Source organism: Vibrio paracholerae (assembly GCF_037672085.1).
In the GTDB taxonomy this organism is placed as follows: domain Bacteria; phylum Pseudomonadota; class Gammaproteobacteria; order Enterobacterales; family Vibrionaceae; genus Vibrio; species Vibrio cholerae.
The window spans coordinates 2,283,295-2,300,000 of record NZ_JBBHLM010000002.1; the positions used below are offsets into that span (position 1 = coordinate 2,283,295).

Sequence of the window (16,706 nt, forward strand, 5' to 3'; positions counted from 1 at the left end):
ACAGAAAGCCAAAACGGTTAACCGTAACGCCCTGTAATGTAGTCTTCGGTTTGTTTTTTTAATGGTGAAGTAAAAATAGAATCCGTATCTGCATATTCAATTAGCTTGCCCATATGGATAAAAGCCGTATGGTCACTCACGCGCGCCGCTTGCTGCATGTTATGTGTAACGATAACCACAGTATATTTGGTTTTAAGCTCATGAATCAGCTCTTCAATGGTCAAGGTCGAGATAGGATCAAGCGCTGAGGTTGGCTCATCAAGAAGCAAGACTTCAGGTTCAATCGCAATCGCTCGGGCAATCACCAAACGTTGTTGCTGCCCACCCGATAAACCAAATGCATTTTCGTGCAAACGATGTTTAACTTCATCCCATAACGCTGCTGCACGCAGAGATTGCTCCGCCGCATCATCTAACGCACGACTATTTTTAATCCCCTGCAAACGCAGTCCATACACCACGTTTTCATAAATCGATTTCGGAAAGGGATTCGGGCGCTGAAACACCATCCCGACTCGGCGGCGCAGCGTTGGCACATCCACATCCGGATGATAGATGTTTTTGCCATGCAATTTCACCTCACCTTCAACACGCGTTCCTTCCACCAGATCGTTCATCCGGTTAATGCAGCGCAAAAGCGTCGATTTACCACAGCCGGAGGGGCCGATAAACGCCGTAACCTGACCTTTGGGGATACGCATGGAAATATCACTCAAGGCACGACTTTGCTGGTAATACAGGCTTAAGTGCTCAATCGAAATCGCCGTCTGCTGATCGGTAAGATTATTCACGTCCAGCGGCGGTACATAGTAGCCCAAAGTAGGATTGGCGGAGTACATAACTAGTCTTGCCCCAAAGTTCGGTATTTTTCGCGTAAGTTATTACGAATACTGATCGCAGTTAAGTTGAGCGCCACAATCACAGTGACCAATAAAAATGAAGTGGCGTACACCAGTGGCCGCGCCGCTTCAATATTGTTGGTTTGAAAACCGATATCGTAAATGTGGAAACCCAAGTGCATAAATTTGCGTTCAAGATGGATGAAGGGAAATTCCCCGTCCACAGGCAAACTGGAAGCCAATTTCACCGCACCGACCAGCATCAGCGGAGCCACTTCACCGGCTGCGCGGGCGATCGCCAAAATCAATCCGGTGATGATCGCAGGGCTTGCCATCGGTAGCACAATACGCCAAATGGTTTCAAACTGGGTAGCGCCTAGTGCTAATGATCCATGACGCACCGAAATAGGAATGCGCGATAACCCTTCTTCCGTCGCCACAATCACCACAGGCAGCGTCAACACGGCTAACGTCAGAGCAGACCACAGCAACCCAGGAGTCCCGAAGGTCGGAGTCGGCAAACGCTCAGCATAAAAAAGGTTATCGACTGAAGCGCCTATGGTGTAAACAAAAAAGCCGAGGCCAAACACCCCATATACGATGGAGGGCACGCCCGCCAAGTTGATCACCGCCACCCGAATAATCCGCGTGAACGCGCCCTCTTGTGCGTATTCATGCAGATAGATAGCCGCAATCACGCCTAAAGGCATGACGATGATCGACATGATGATCACCAGAAACACCGTACCAAAAATGGCCGGAAACACGCCCCCTTCCGAGTTTGACTCCCGTGGTGATTCCGATAAAAAACGCCACGCTTGCTTGCCCCACTCCGCGAGTTTTTGAGCAAAATTCATATCATTGGGATACCAGAAATCCAAGATTTCACTCAGCGGGACGGAGACGGTCTCTCCTTGCATATCAACAAGATATAAAAACTGCTTTTCTAAAGGCGCACGGAGCGCATCTAACTCAGTTTGAACCTGTGCGAGCTCTTTCTCTAAACGGCTTTTACTTAACACGTAGTGTTGTAAAAACTCATCACTGAGCTGGTTATTCAATTGCTTACGGCGTTTTTCCAAGCGCAACTTTTCTAACTGGCTACTGATCACCCGCACCTGCTGTTCAACCATCGTATCCACTTGACCGCGAATGGCTTCAGCCTCTAACAATGCTTGACGCAAATGGCGTTCTAGCGGCAGATCCAGCTCGCCAGTCGCAGAATCGAAGCGAAGCGGTTTACCAAACAGTTGCCCTCCCCGACTGCGTTCAATCACCGCCCAACCTTGTGGCGCGCCTTTAAATTCGGTTTCAAACTCAAGTAAAGCAATAAAATCAGACCCATATAGATCTCGATTAGCGACTTTGATATTAAGCCGTGTCGCCAACCCTGCCGCTTGCACTTTTTCTGGTAGCGGTAAATTCATCTCTTTTAAATGGCTAACCGGCACACTTTCACGAGCGTACAGTTGACCCACCACGGTTTTTCCATCGGGGGTTTGCCATTGAAGCAAGGGCGCTGGCCAGAAATAGGTTAAGCCACGCCAACCAATCACCAGTAATAGGCCAAGTACAGCAATCAAGCTGACGCTGACGGCTCCTCCTGTCAGCCAGATCCACGGAGCACCGGATTTAAACCAATTCAACATATTGCTCCATCATAAAGAACGGTATTTTTCTCGTAGCCGTTGGCGTACCCATTCCGCTAGGGAATTCACTGCAAACGTAAAGGTCAGCAGCAGCAGTGCGGCCAAAAATAGGACACGGAAATGGGCGCTTTGCACTTCCGATTCCGGCAGTTCAACGGCAATCGTTGCCGATAAGGTTCGCATGCCTTCAAAAATATTCCAATCCAACAACGGGGTATTGCCCGTGGCCATCAGCACTATCATGGTCTCACCGACGGCACGCCCAAGCCCCATCATGATCGCCGAAAATATCCCAGGGCTTGCCGTAAGCAGCACCACATAAATCAAGGTCTGCCATGGTGTCGCCCCTAGCGCCAAAGAGCCATCTGACAGATGTTTCGGCACTGAGAAAATCGCATCTTCCGCAATGGTAAAAATGGTTGGGATCACCGCAAACCCCATCGCAAAACCAACAACAAGCGCATTGCGCTGATCGTAACCGATACCGTGCTGCGCTAAATACACGCGCAGATCACCCGCAAACAGAGCGTTTTCCAGCTCACCACTGTAATACAGAATCAGGGCTGATATACCAATCAACACTGGGATTAAAATCAGCGCATGCCAACCACTGGGGATACGGCGCAGCAAAGCTTTGGGTAAGCGCGACCAAATGAACCCGAGCACTATGGTTGAAGGCGGTAACAAAATCATCAGCGCCAATACCGCTGGCAAATGGCTCTCCACAAACGGTGCAAACCATAGCCCCGCAAGAAAACCGATAATCACCGTGGGTAGGGCTTCCATCAATTCAATGGTCGGTTTCACCACGCGCCGCATCGAAGGCGTCATAAAATAGGCGGTATAAATCGCCCCTAAGACCGCAATCGGCATCGCAAACAACATGGCAAAGGCAGCGGCTTTTAAGGTGCCAAAAGCAATCGGCACTAAACTAAACTTAGCTTCAAAATCGTCCGTTGCTGCAGTAGATTGCCAAACAAACTCTGGCTCTGGGTAACTTTCGTACCACACTTTTTGCCATAACGCAGAAAAGGAGACTTCAGGGTTTCGGTTTTCCACCTGCGCTAACCGAATTTTCCCTTGGTCATAACTCGCCAAATACGCTTGATTCTCTGACATCGCCACCAACTGTGGCGCTCGTTGATAAGCACGCTCAAACAGCACCAACTTTTCACTCGTGGTGTAATGGCTTTGCAAAGTGCCATTGCGATAGAAGCTGTAGAAACCTTTCGTGTTGGTGTCGGGCAACAAAAACTGCACTTCTGAGGCGAGCTTAAAATTGCGGATATGGGTTAAATGACGCTGACCATCGCGCAGCACATCAAACCATTGTGACACCAGACCATCTTCGTGCACCGCCAGTAAAGAGAACGCCCCTGATAACAAATAGAGTTGCGTGACTTGATGACGGTTATCTCCTTCATTGAGATCGACGATTTCGCGGATCTGATAACCCTGCTTATCCAGTAATGCGACGACGAGCTCTGATTGGGTACGTAAATACAGAGTCTTACCATCCGGAGTGAGCAGTAACTGGCTGAGATTGCTGAACGGGACACTCAAACTCAGACGGCTACTCTCTTGTTGCGTCGCGCGATCCAAACGCAAAATCTGGATCTGCTGCGCATTATCGTACGTGGCAAAAATCAGTTCTTCCGCAGTCAAGGCAAAAGCGAATTGTTGCAGAGGCTGCTCACTTAAGCGGAACGCTTCCGGCAAGGCTAAACGTTCTAAGCTCGGGGTGAACTCACGCCCCTGCGTTGTCATTGAATGGGAGAGCTGCGGATGCACAACAGCCACTTGGTTATCCTGACCTACCAAGGCAAACCAGCCTTGAGCAGCGGGTGTTTGTGCCCACAATACAGGCGTAAAGCCTAACGATTGGGTCTGAATAGGTTGATCGCTGGCGGATCGTAATGACCAAAACTGCCCAACTCCGTCATTCGACATCAAAAACGCATTTTCACCGTAAGCACCAACTGCCATAAACAGCGGAGTTGGTATCGAGATCGGCTTAACCACAATATCGCCACGCCATTTCGCATCGCCAAACAGTGGCACCACAACCATGGATAAATAGATAAAAATCAATACCAAAGCCCCCAACACACTGACGCCACCACAAGTCACTGCAAAACGCACCACACGGTCTTTCACTAACCGCGCGCGATCACGTTCTTTCAATGAAAATGGCTGTCTGACCATGCTTGGGATTACCTATAGTTTTGGGGAGTGTCATAATATTGCGGTTGGGTGACAATTATATTACAGATCGCAATAAATTACTGAAATCAAAACAACTCTATGACACTAAAGGCACTGCAATAAAAGTGTCACAAAAATCACTTAGTTTGCAGCTCTTTAATGATGAAAACGTCAACTCAAAACGGCATAAGGTAAAGTATGAGTGCGGATAAGCTGTACATCGACAAGGAACTCAGTTGGCTCTCATTTAACGAGCGCGTACTACAAGAAGCGGCGGATAAAACCGTACCGCTGATTGAGCGGATTCGTTTTTTGGGGATATTTTCCAATAACCTCGATGAGTTTTATAAGGTGAGATTCTCTGACGTAAAACGACAAATCTTGATCAATCGAGAACGGGGTGGCAATGATATCTCCAAACACCTCCTCTCACGCATGCAAAACAAAGCCCTCAAACTCAACCAAGACTTCGATAACCTCTACAACGAATTGATTTTAGAAATGGCCAGACGGCGCATTTTCTTAGTCAACGAAACGCAACTCGATGAAATCCAACTCAAGTGGGTGAAAAAGTATTTCCACAAAGAAGTGCTGCCGCATGTCACCCCTATCATGCTGCGTGATGACATTGATGTCATGCAGTTTTTAAAAGACGAATACGCTTACATTGCGGTCGAAATGTGCAGTGGCGATGAATTTAAATACGCGCTGATCGAGATCCCAACCGACCAGTTGCCGCGCTTTGTCATGCTGCCTGAGCAAAAAGGCAAACGGCGTAAAACCATTATTCTGCTCGATAACATTATTCGTCTCTGTCTGGATGAGATTTTCCGCGGTTTTTACGACTACGATACACTCAACGGTTACGCGATGAAAATGACCCGCGATGCCGAGTACGATTTGCGCCACGAAGTCGAATACAGCTTGCTTGAGCAGATGTCAGAAGGCTTAAGCCAGCGCTTAACCGCTCTTCCGGTGCGCTTTGTGTATGAGCGCGACATGCCTGAAGCCATGCTCAAATTCTTATGCTACAAGCTGAAAATTTCTCACTATGACAGCTTGATCCCCGGCGGGCGTTACCACAATTTTAAAGACTTTATTTTTTTCCCCAATGTCGGCCGAGATTATTTAGAAAACAAACCCTTGCCTCCGATGACTTGTGCTGACTTTGAAGGCTATGCCAATGCATTTGATGCGATTCGCGCGCAAGATATTTTACTGCACTACCCTTATCACAGCTTTGAGCACATGACGGAACTTGTGCGCCAAGCCTCTTTTGATCCGAAAGTCGTCAGCATCAAAATCAACATTTACCGCGTAGCCAAAGACTCCAAATTGATGAACTCGCTGGTCGATGCGGTGCATAACGGCAAACGTGTGGTGGTGGTGGTTGAGCTGCAAGCTCGTTTTGATGAAGAGGCCAATATCGAGTGGTCACGCATTCTGACCGATGCGGGCGTACACGTTATTTTCGGTGTGCCGGGAATGAAGATTCACGCCAAGCTTCTGCTTATTACCCGTAAAGAAGGGGATGAATTCGTTCGTTACGCGCACATTGGTACCGGCAACTTCCACGAACGTACGGCGCGCATTTACACCGACTTTGCCCTGCTCACCGCCAACCAAGAGCTCGCCGCCGAGGTCCGTGCCGTATTTGGTTACATTGAAAACCCATTCCGCCCCGTCAAGTTTAGCCACCTGATCGTATCGCCGCGTAACTCACGTACCCAAATTTATCGTTTACTGGATAGTGAAATCGCCAACGCCAAGGCGGGTAAAAAAGCCGCCATCACCCTTAAAGTGAACAATCTCGTTGATAAGGGATTGATCAATAAGCTGTATGGTGCGAGTGCCGCAGGAGTCAAAATCCGTATGATCATTCGCGGTATGTGCTCTTTAGTCCCCGGTGTGGAAGGCGTCAGTGACAATATTGAGATCATCAGTATTATTGACCGCTTCCTCGAACACCCTCGAGTATTAGTGGTGCATAATGATGGCAATCCACAGGTCTTTATCTCATCGGCAGACTGGATGGAGCGCAATATAGATCACCGAATTGAGGTCATGGCTCCAATTCGTGACGAACGACTCAAACAGCGTATCATTGATATCCTTAATATTCAGTTCATTGATACGGTCAAAGCGCGTCGCATCGACAAAGAGATGAGTAATCAGTACGTAGAGCGCGGTAATCGCAGAAAAGTACGCTCTCAGATTGCCATTTACGACTATCTTAAGAATGTCGAGAAGCAGACTCGTAAAGCAAAAGGGCAACAAGAAACGAATGACAACAGTAGTCAGTAACGCAAGAGAAATCGCTGCCATTGATCTGGGTTCGAACAGTTTTCATATGGTGGTCGCCAAGGTGGTCGATCAAGATCTCCAATTGATTAGCCGCCATAAGCAGCGTGTTCGTCTTGCTGCGGGCTTGGATGAACAAAAAAATCTCGATGAAGAGTCGATCCAACGAGGTTTAGAGTGTTTGGCGATGTTTGCTGAACGCTTACAAGGCTTTGAGCCGTGTAATGTACGTATTGCCGCAACCCATACTCTGCGCCAAGCAAAAAATGCCAATCTGTTCATTCAACGCGCTCTCGAAGTGTTGCCTTTTCCAATTGAAATCATTCCGGGCTCTGAAGAAGCCCGGTTGATTTATCTGGGGGTTGCCCATACCCAACCCCAAGCGGACTCTATGCTGGTAGTGGATATTGGCGGCGGCAGCACGGAAATGATCATCGGCAAAGGCTTTGAAGCAGAGCTGCTCAACAGTAAGCAGATGGGCTGCGTCAACTTTACCGAGCGTTACTTTGCCAACGGCAAGCTATCACGCAAAAACTTTGCCCAAGCGATTGTCGCCAGTGAGCAAAAATTAGAATCCATTGCCAGCAAATACCGTAAGAAAGGTTGGCAAATGGCGTTTGGTTCTTCCGGTACCATCAAAGCGATTCATGAAGTGTTAATCGGACAAGGTCATGAAGATGGACTCATCACCTTTGAGCGCCTGAGCAAGTTAATTGAAAAGCTGTGTGAATGGGACAGCATTGATGATTTACAACTGCCCGGCTTAACCGATGATCGTAAACCCGTGTTTGCTGCGGGTGTTGCCATTCTTTCCGCGATCTTCCATGGTTTAAACATCAAAGAGATGCATTTTTCGGATGGCGCTTTGCGCGAAGGTCTGCTGTATGAGATGGAAGATCGCTTCAAGTATTCCGATATCCGTTTGCGCACCACTGAAAATCTGGCCGCCAAACATCTGGTCGATTTAGAGCATGCCGCCAAAGTCAAAGGTCACGCGCGTGAATTCTTGGCGCAAGTCGCCAATGAGTTGGGATTACCAGAAGGCAGTGAGCTGTGTGACCTGCTCGAATGGGGCGCTTTACTACATGAAGTAGGGCTGAGCATTAACTTACAAGGCTTTCATCGTCACTCCGCGTATATTTTGCGTCATAACAACATGGCAGGTTTCAACAGCGAACAACAACTCGTGCTCTCCAATTTGGCTCGTTTCCAACGAAAATCACTGAAATTGAATGAGCTGGATGACTTTAGCCTGTTTAAGAAAAAGCACATTATTGGCTTAATTCGAGTCCTACGACTGGCGATTGTGGTTAATGGACAACGCAACGACGATCCTTTACCACCATTGACCCTATCCGCCAAAGATGATGAGTGGAGATTGGAGTGTGAACAGCCAGATTGGCTGGAAAACAATAAGTTGTTGCATGCTGACTTACAAACAGAGCAAGAATACTGGCGTGAAGTCGGCTGGCAACTGCTGTTTTAAGCCAGCCTAGTCACTGCAATTCGATGAAAAACGCCCAACTCAAGTTGGGCGTTTTTCATTTCATCACTCAGTCGATGATGGGCTCAATGCCAACTTTGGCTAACTCTTGCTCTGCCACCAGCGCCGTAATCGGCAAATAGCCATCTTTCGCAACCAAGGCCTGTCCCTGCCGTGAAAACATAAAGCGAATAAATTCGCGCTCAATCGGCGACAAATCTCGGTTAGGATTTTTATTCACATACACGTATAAATAACGCGATAACGGGTACGCTCCCGACAGAATATTGGCTTGAGTTGGCTCAACATAGTCATTCCCTTCACGCGCAATCGGCAGCAGCTTCACCCCAGAAACACGATAACCCACCCCTGAATAACCGAGCGTATTGATTGAAGAGGCAACCGACTGCACCACCGAAGCCGAGCCCGGCTGCTCATTGACTCGGTTCTGGAAATCCCCTTGGCACAGCGCGTTTTGCTTAAAATAGCCGTAGGTACCGGATACCGAGTTGCGACCAAACAGTTGAATATTGCGCTTTGCCCAATCATAAGGCAGACCAAGCTGCGACCAAGTGACAATCGGCTGAGTGGCACCACAGCGCAATGTGGCGGAAAAAATCGCATCCAGTTGCTGGAAGTTCAGCCCCTTGATCGGATTATCTCGATGCACAAAAATCCCGACCGCATCAATCGCCACACGCAATGCGGTTGGCTTGTAGCCGTGCATAGCTTCAAACGCGGCAATTTCACTGCTGCGCATTGGGCGGCTCATCGGGCCAAACTGCGCCGTGCTTTCTGATAACGCGGGCGGCGCAGTTGCCGAACCCGAGGCTTGCACTTGCGCATTGACTGCAGGGTAATAGGCTTGAAACTCCTCCACCCACAGCGTGGTCATGCCCGCCAGCGTATCCGAGCCGACCGACAATAGGCTGCCCGAAATACCGCTGACTTTTTCATAGTGTGGCAGCGCTTCATCCAAGGCCCAAGCGGTAGATGAAACCAAAACCAATGAACTCAACCAACCAACGCGACTTAGCATGCGGCTCATCCTTTCGCCACCAACCGCTTAGGTAAAACAAACGAAAACTTACTGCCGACACCGACTTTACTGTAGATATCCAAATGCGTGTCATGGTGTGCAAGCGCGTGTTTCACGATCGCGAGTCCCAAACCACTACCGCCCGTATCACGAGAGCGGGCTTTATCGACGCGATAGAAACGCTCCGTTAAACGGTGTAAGTGTTGCGGCTCGATCCCCTCGCCTTTATCTTCCACTTCGAGGCAAGCGCCTTTGCCAGTGCGATACCAACGCACATCAATTTGCGCGCCCGGCGGGGTATATTTAACCGCGTTATACACCAGATTCGAAATCGCGCTGCGCAGCTGATCTTCATCCGCCAAAACCTTAAGGCTCTTATCCACCTCAAAATGCAGCTTATGCTGCGCCTCACCACTAAGGCTCACTGCTTCTTTTTCTAACACTTCTAACATGGCTGGCACATCGACGACTTGATCGAGTTCGACCATCGGTGATGCTTCAATTTTCGAGAGCGTCAGCAGTTGGTTCACCAAGCTATTCATCCGGTTGAGCTGCTCGGTCATCACACCATGGGCTTTACTCCACATCGGGCCCGCGAGCACATCCGGATCTTCGGTCATTTCCAGATAACCTTGCAGCACCGTCATCGGTGTACGCAGTTCATGGGAGACGTTAGCAAAGAAATTACGGCGCATGCCTTCGAGCTGTTTAAGCTGAGTGACATCACGCACCACCATCAGGTGTTCACCCTCGGTGTACGGCACAATCCGCAGTTCCAGCATGCGATCGCTATTGAGCGGCGAACGCATTTCGAGCGGATCCGTAAAGTCATCTTTTTTGAGGTATTTGATAAAGTCCGGCGTACGCAGCAGGTTCGAGATAGGCTGCCCAGCATCGTCAGGCCAACGAAAACCCAGCAAATGCTGCGCAAGGCGGTTACACCAGACGATATTGCCTTCGCTGCGAAACACCACCACCGCATCGGGAAGCGATTCCGCACCATTACGGAAACGGCGAATAAGATTGGTCAGTTCTTTGCGTTTTTTACGATGGCGCTGCTGCAAGCGATAAATGCCATTGAACAGCGACTCCCAATTCCCGGTTCCAGAAGGTGGGGTGAGACGTTTTTCATCCCACAACCAAGCGGAAAGGCGAATTTGATGATTCAAATGCCAGAAAAGCTGCAAAGCCGTCGCTGCCAACAGCAGCCACGGCATGCTTCCGAAAATCCATCCCACCACAACCCATGGCAAGTAAAAAAAAGCCAGCTCCCAAGCCAGCTTTTTCCATGTTAAACGTTCAACCATACTGATTTGTTCTACACCCTCTTAGGCTTTGGTTGAAAAACGATACCCCGCGCCGCGCACCGTCTGGATCAGCTTATCATGTCCAGCGTCTTCTAAGGCTTTACGTAGACGACGAATGTGGACGTCTACCGTGCGATCTTCCACATACACGTTGGTGCCCCAAACATTATTGAGTAGCTGCTCTCGGCTATACACACGCTCTTGGTGTGTCATGAAGAAGTGTAACATCTTGAACTCAGTCGGTCCCATGTCCAACGGCTGATCGTTAGCGGTCACACGGTGTGAAACCGGATCTAACTTCAAACCTTGAACATCAATCACATCCTCCAACGCCGTCGGAGTGACACGGCGGATCACCGCTTTTAAACGGGCAACCAACTCTTTAGGTGAAAACGGTTTGGTAATGTAATCATCCGCGCCCACTTCTAAGCCGCGAACTTTATCTTCTTCTTCACCACGGGCAGTGAGCATCACAACAGGAATGTTGCGCGTCATCTCTTCGCGCTTCATATGCTTGATGAGGTTGATGCCACTACCACCAGGCAACATCCAGTCAAGCAGGACGAGATCAGGAAAAGGCTCAGCCAGCTTACTCATCGCCGAATCATAATCTTCAGCCTCAACCGCCTGATAGCCCTTTTGTTCAAGCACGAAACACAACATTTCACGAATCGGTGCTTCGTCTTCAACAACCAGAATCCTTCTAGACATAATTGATTAACCTTTGTTTTTCACCAACGCCATGCATTATGGGAAATGTTTATGACACTTTTGTGACCTTTGCAAACAAATTTTCATATAAGGTTCAGGCGAAATTCATATATCCAAACCTCTTAAGCAAAGCAAAGTAACAACTGGAAGATGTGCCTCTTTTTTGCATTCGGGGTAAGACTTTCTCAGCATCTTCCCCTATCATGTCTGGCTTTCTAACCAAGGGAAAACAACAATGTGGTTTAAAAACTGTATGGTGTATCGCGTTAATCGCGAGGTTAACTTCAATGCCGATCAGCTGGAAAAACAGCTGGCCGAATTTCGTTTTACGCCTTGCGGCAGTCAAGATAAACAGAAGTTTGGCTGGGTTTCCGCACTGGGTAAACACGGCGACATGATGACCCACGTCAGTGAAAACCGCATTTTAGCCTGTGCGAAACGTGAAGAAAAAATGCTCCCCGCTTCGGTGATCAAAGATTCGCTCAATGCCAAAGTCGAAGCGATGGAAGCCGAAGAAGGCCGCCCACTGAAGAAAAAAGAAAAAGACGCGCTGAAAGAAGACATCGTCATCGATTTACTGCCACGCGCCTTCAGCAAAAGCCAACTCACGTTTGTGCTGATCATGCCAACCGAAGGCTTAATTCTAGTCGATGCAGGCAGCTACAAAAAAGCCGAAGATGTGCTCGCGCTACTGCGTAAAACCATGGGTAGCTTGCCAGTGGTGCCTGCTATTCCTGAAATAGCGGTCGAAACGACGCTGACGCAATGGGTTAAAGATGGCAATCTGCCCCAAGGCTTTAGCCTGATGGAAGAAGCAGAGCTCAAATCGTTACTCGATGATGGCGCCACCATTCGCTGCAAAAAACAAGAGCTGAGCAGCGATGAAATCCTGAGCCACATTCAAGCCAATAAAGTGGTCACCAAGCTGGCGATCAACTGGCAAGACCGAATTCGTTTTGTCCTCGCGGAAGATTGCAGCATCAAGCGCCTAGCGTACAGCGATGAACTTAAAGAGCAGAATGATGATATCCCACGCGAAGATCGCGCGGCGCGTCTTGATGCCGATTTCTCCCTGCTGTGCGGAGAAATGTCGGTCTTCCTACCTGATCTATTCAATGCATTAGGTGGCCTGCCTCACCCTGAAACCTAAGCGTGGACTCAATTTCACCACCTCGGCGTAAATGAGGTGGTGAGAGTTTCACTATGCAGAGTAGGGTTTTTGACGTAAAATTTGCGCCCTTTCCAATACCATCAGGTGGTATTGGCCTGACTTGAGATCAGATTGTAAGAGAAGCAAGCAATGACAACGCCAAAAACCTTTGTTCCAGAACTCCTTTCACCTGCGGGCAGCCTGAAGAATATGCGCTACGCTTTTGCCTACGGGGCAGATGCGGTATATGCCGGCCAACCTCGTTACAGCCTGCGCGTGCGTAACAATGAGTTCAACCACGAAAACCTACAAATCGGCATTAATGAAGCCCACGCACTGGGAAAAAAATTCTATGTCGTGTGTAACATTCAGCCGCACAACTCTAAGCTGAAAACCTTTATCCGCGACCTTAAGCCAGTGATTGATATGGGGCCTGATGCGCTCATCATGTCTGACCCTGGCCTTATCATGATGGTTCGTGAAGAGTTCCCGCACATGCCGATCCACCTGTCGGTACAAGCGAATGCCGTGAACTGGGCAACGGTGAAATTCTGGGCTTCACAAGGCGTTGAGCGTGTAATTGTTTCTCGTGAGCTCTCTTTAGAAGAGATCGAAGAGATCCGCGAAAAATGCCCGAATACCGAAATTGAAGTGTTCGTACATGGCGCTCTATGTATGGCTTATTCCGGCCGTTGCTTACTGTCTGGTTACATCAACAAGCGCGATCCAAACCAAGGTACTTGCACTAACGCATGCCGTTGGGAATACAAAGTTGAAGCAGCAAAAGAAGATGAAGCAGGTCAGATCGTTGAACAGTTTGACCCTAATGCTGCGCAAGCCATCGAAGTTCAAAATGAACGTCCAGACACCACCATTGGGGCCGGCAAACCGATTGATGATGTCGTACTGCTTTCTGAGAGCCATCGTCCTGATGAGAAAATGGCCGCCTTTGAAGATGAGCACGGCACCTACATCATGAACTCCAAAGATCTGCGTGCAGTACAGCATGTTGAGCGCCTAACTCAAATGGGTGTGCACTCACTGAAAATCGAAGGCCGTACCAAATCTTTCTACTACTGCGCACGTACCGCGCAAGTGTACCGTAAAGCGATTGATGATGCGGTAGCGGGCAAGCCATTCGATGATAGCCTGATGACTACCCTAGAAAGCTTGGCGCACCGTGGCTATACCGAAGGTTTCTTACGTCGCCATACGCACGATGCTTACCAAAACTACGACTACGGCTACTCGGTTTCCGACACTCAACAGTTTGTGGGTGAATTTACCGGTAAACGCCGCGGCGCAATGGCCGAAGTGGAAGTAAAAAACAAATTTATACTTGGCGATAGCCTTGAGCTGATGACGCCAAAAGGCAATGTCATCTTCACTTTAGAAGCGATGGAAAACCGCAAAGGTGAAGCAACAGATGATGCCAAAGGCAACGGTCACTTTGTTTACATTCCAGTTCCGGAAGAATTGGATCTCAGCTACGCACTACTGATGCGTAACCTAGTACAAGGGCAGGATACCCGTAATCCAACAGGCAAGTAATTATGGCGCTACTGATTACCGCCAAATGCACCAACTGTGATATGTGTGAGCCAGAGTGCCCAAACAGTGCGATTTCAATGGGTGATAAGATCTATGAGATCAATCCCGATTTATGCACTGAATGTAAAGGGCATTATGACAAACCGACGTGTCAGTCGGTTTGTCCCATCAGCAACTGCATCATCACCGATCCTGCCCATCGCGAAACCGAAGAGCAACTACTCGAAAAGTTCGTGGTAATTCAGGGGCTCGCGTAAATCGAAAATCCCAGCCAAGTGCTGGGATTCTTTATTACTTCAGAGCTAATCCTTTACGCTGCAAATAGCTGAGCATAAATGGCCGAGACTCTTCAGAAAGCTTAGCGGTAATTTGTTCAGACCATCCCTGCTGTTTAGGATTACCGGAACGTTTTTGGTAATACTCAACCATGGTACGGTCATATTCTGCGACATCCTCTTTATTCAAAGGCTGGTAGTGGTTTTCATGCAAGATCACCTTCGGAGCCAAGCGCGGTTTTAACTCAGGATCCTGCGCTGGATGTCCCAAGCACATACCAAACAATACGGCGGTATAAGGGGGCAGGTTAAGCAAAGCATCGACTTCATTCGGTGAATTACGTAAACCACCAATGTAGACACCACCCAACCCCATCGACTCTGCCGCTAACAAACAGTTTTGCGCCATAATCCCCGCATCCACAGCACCGATTAGAGTGAGCTCCATGAATTCAGGTTTTACATTTGGGTTCAATGCATAGTGCCGCTGATAATCAATGCAAAACACTAAGAACTCAGCCGCACTCACCACATAAGCTTGATTGCCAGCAAGCTTTGCTAATTGCTCACGCATACTGCCATCGGTCACTCGGATCACCGAGATCACTTGCAGTAAGCTGGATGACGAAGCTGCAATACCAGAAGCAATGATCGTCTCAAGTTGCGTTGCAGAAATAGGCTCTTGGGTAAAAGCACGAATAGAACGATGGCTAAGTATGGTATCAATAACAGGATTCATGCGGCCTCCTCAGAAAGTAACTGACGTATCTGATCAGTAATCACCTGTGCAATCTGATCCTGAGTCTGCTGTTCTCTTCCAAACCACAATACTTCCACCATGGGATAAATCTCTCCTTCGGCGAAATACTGGGTATTAATCAATTCAAAGGTAAAAGTATTTCGAGAAGTACTGAGTAGAGAGGAAAGCTCATTGAGTAAGGTAGGGACTAGCGATTCAACGATATGCGTTTCTACTGCGCGAAAACGTAAATGAGGCATGACTGATTTTCTCCTTTTTTGCCATCATAACAGCCAGCATGGAGAGGTGCGAGTCATACAAAAAACAAAGGATAAACCATTGTTCTAAGGGCTCAAGAAGCAGAATAAGAGAGTTAGAAGGTTTGAATAACCGAGATAACGGAACTTTTATCTACAAAGCAAAAAACCCAGTCCTAAGACTGGGTTTCGTAATAAGTGGCGGAGCGGACGGGACTCGAACCCGCGACCCCCGGCGTGACAGGCCGGTATTCTAACCGACTGAACTACCGCTCCGCTGTCTGGTTAGACATTTCGTCTACTTTTTTTGCCTTTAGATTTTTCTTAAACATCTAAAAACAACAAGTTAAAGCCTGGCGATGTTCTACTCTCACATGGGGAGACCCCACACTACCATCGACGCTGTTTCGTTTCACTTCTGAGTTCGGGATGGAGTCAGGTGGGTCCAAAACGCTATGGTCGCCAAGCAAAATTCTTTTTGATTTCACTTTTTCTTAAAAAGTGATAACCAACAATTCTGGAAAGCTGTCTTCGTTCTCTCAACACATTCTTATGCGCTTAGCTTTGAGTCCACTACAAAACCCCTTGGGTGTTGTATGGTTAAGCCTCACGGGCAATTAGTACAGGTTAGCTCAACGCCTCACAACGCTTACACACCCTGCCTATCAACGTTCTAGTCTCGAACAACCCTTTAGGACGGTTAAACCGTCAGGGAAGACTCATCTCAGGGCTCGCTTCGCGCTTAGATGCTTTCAGCGCTTATCAATTCCGAACTTAGCTACCGGGCAATGCGTCTGGCGACACAACCCGAACACCAGAGGTTCGTCCACTCCGGTCCTCTCGTACTAGGAGCAGCCCCCTTCAATCTTCCAACGCCCACGGCAGATAGGGACCGAACTGTCTCACGACGTTCTAAACCCAGCTCGCGTACCACTTTAAATGGCGAACAGCCATACCCTTGGGACCGACTTCAGCCCCAGGATGTGATGAGCCGACATCGAGGTGCCAAACACCGCCGTCGATATGAACTCTTGGGCGGTATCAGCCTGTTATCCCCGGAGTACCTTTTATCCGTTGAGCGATGGCCCTTCCATACAGAACCACCGGATCACTATGACCTGCTTTCGCACCTGCTCGAACCGTCATTCTCGCAGTTAAGCGGGCTTATGCCATTGCACTAACCTCACGATGTCCAACCGT

12 protein-coding genes, 1 tRNA gene, 2 rRNA genes and 1 pseudogene (1 of these 16 running past the window's edge) are annotated in these 16,706 nt (G+C 48.6%); 5 read left to right on the forward strand and 11 right to left on the reverse strand.

Annotated elements, in window-relative coordinates; translation table 11 throughout:
• Positions 1–17: 17 nt before the first annotated feature.
• The 3 genes from pstB to R4537_RS15505 are packed head-to-tail and all read right to left on the reverse strand — an operon-like array spanning position 18 to position 4,693.
• Positions 18–839: a phosphate ABC transporter ATP-binding protein PstB gene (gene pstB, locus R4537_RS15495; RefSeq protein WP_000286626.1), complete on the reverse strand. Its 822-nt coding sequence runs from the start codon at positions 837–839 to the stop codon at positions 18–20.
• Positions 840–841: 2 nt separating this feature from the next.
• Positions 842–2,488: a phosphate ABC transporter permease PstA gene (gene pstA / locus R4537_RS15500; protein WP_071179596.1), complete on the reverse strand. Its 1,647-nt coding sequence runs from the start codon at positions 2,486–2,488 to the stop codon at positions 842–844.
• Between the two features lie 9 nt (positions 2,489–2,497).
• A complete protein-coding gene (locus R4537_RS15505; protein WP_071179595.1) occupies positions 2,498–4,693 on the reverse strand; it encodes an ABC transporter permease subunit in 2,196 nt (731 codons plus the stop codon).
• 198 nt (positions 4,694–4,891) lie between these two features.
• Between R4537_RS15505 and ppk1 the strand changes: the two genes are divergently transcribed.
• Complete coding sequence (gene ppk1, locus R4537_RS15510) at positions 4,892–6,997, forward strand: polyphosphate kinase 1 (RefSeq protein WP_071179594.1); 2,106 nt, start codon at positions 4,892–4,894, stop codon at positions 6,995–6,997.
• Positions 6,978–8,480 (forward strand): exopolyphosphatase, encoded by a 1,503-nt coding sequence (ppx, locus tag R4537_RS15515; protein WP_071179593.1) that lies wholly within the window; start codon positions 6,978–6,980, stop codon positions 8,478–8,480. Before ppk1 ends, ppx begins: the two co-directional genes overlap by 20 nt.
• A 67-nt stretch (positions 8,481–8,547) precedes the next feature.
• Here the strand turns inward: ppx and R4537_RS15520 are convergent, their stop codons facing one another.
• The 3 genes from R4537_RS15520 to phoB are packed head-to-tail and all read right to left on the reverse strand — an operon-like array spanning position 8,548 to position 11,534.
• A complete protein-coding gene (locus R4537_RS15520; RefSeq protein WP_113594488.1) occupies positions 8,548–9,516 on the reverse strand; it encodes a PstS family phosphate ABC transporter substrate-binding protein in 969 nt (322 codons plus the stop codon).
• Between the two features lie 5 nt (positions 9,517–9,521).
• Positions 9,522–10,823, reverse strand: coding sequence for a phosphate regulon sensor histidine kinase PhoR (gene phoR, locus R4537_RS15525; protein WP_000230249.1), 1,302 nt, complete (start codon positions 10,821–10,823; stop codon positions 9,522–9,524).
• A 21-nt stretch (positions 10,824–10,844) separates the two neighbouring features.
• Positions 10,845–11,534 (reverse strand): phosphate regulon transcriptional regulator PhoB, encoded by a 690-nt coding sequence (gene phoB / locus R4537_RS15530; RefSeq protein ID WP_000091117.1) that lies wholly within the window; start codon positions 11,532–11,534, stop codon positions 10,845–10,847.
• 235 nt (positions 11,535–11,769) lie between these two features.
• On the opposite strand from phoB, the gene rdgC reads away from it, so the two are divergent.
• The 3 genes from rdgC (at position 11,770) to R4537_RS15545 (ending at position 14,492) form a co-directional block, all read left to right on the forward strand.
• Entirely contained in the window at positions 11,770–12,684 is a 915-nt protein-coding gene (rdgC, locus tag R4537_RS15535) for a recombination-associated protein RdgC (RefSeq protein ID WP_071179592.1), read from the forward strand.
• A 150-nt stretch (positions 12,685–12,834) separates the two neighbouring features.
• Positions 12,835–14,235, forward strand: coding sequence for a prephenate-dependent tRNA uridine(34) hydroxylase TrhP (gene trhP, locus R4537_RS15540; RefSeq protein ID WP_000211022.1), 1,401 nt, complete (start codon positions 12,835–12,837; stop codon positions 14,233–14,235).
• Between the two features lie 2 nt (positions 14,236–14,237).
• A complete protein-coding gene (locus tag R4537_RS15545; RefSeq protein WP_001196281.1) occupies positions 14,238–14,492 on the forward strand; it encodes a YfhL family 4Fe-4S dicluster ferredoxin in 255 nt (84 codons plus the stop codon).
• Positions 14,493–14,526: 34 nt separating this feature from the next.
• Here the strand turns inward: R4537_RS15545 and nfsA are convergent, their stop codons facing one another.
• The 5 genes and pseudogenes from nfsA to R4537_RS15570 form a co-directional block, all read right to left on the reverse strand.
• Positions 14,527–15,249: an oxygen-insensitive NADPH nitroreductase gene (gene nfsA, locus R4537_RS15550; protein WP_001070280.1), complete on the reverse strand. Its 723-nt coding sequence runs from the start codon at positions 15,247–15,249 to the stop codon at positions 14,527–14,529.
• A 2-nt stretch (positions 15,250–15,251) separates the two neighbouring features.
• Positions 15,252–15,509 (reverse strand): annotated as a pseudogene (locus R4537_RS15555) (DUF1904 family protein); the annotation flags it as partial.
• Between the two features lie 196 nt (positions 15,510–15,705).
• A tRNA-Asp gene (locus tag R4537_RS15560) sits at positions 15,706–15,782 on the reverse strand.
• Positions 15,783–15,857: 75 nt separating this feature from the next.
• Positions 15,858–15,973, reverse strand: a 5S ribosomal RNA gene (rrf, locus tag R4537_RS15565).
• 129 nt (positions 15,974–16,102) lie between these two features.
• Positions 16,103–16,706: ribosomal RNA gene (locus tag R4537_RS15570) — 23S ribosomal RNA — on the reverse strand (it continues 2,283 nt past the right edge of the window).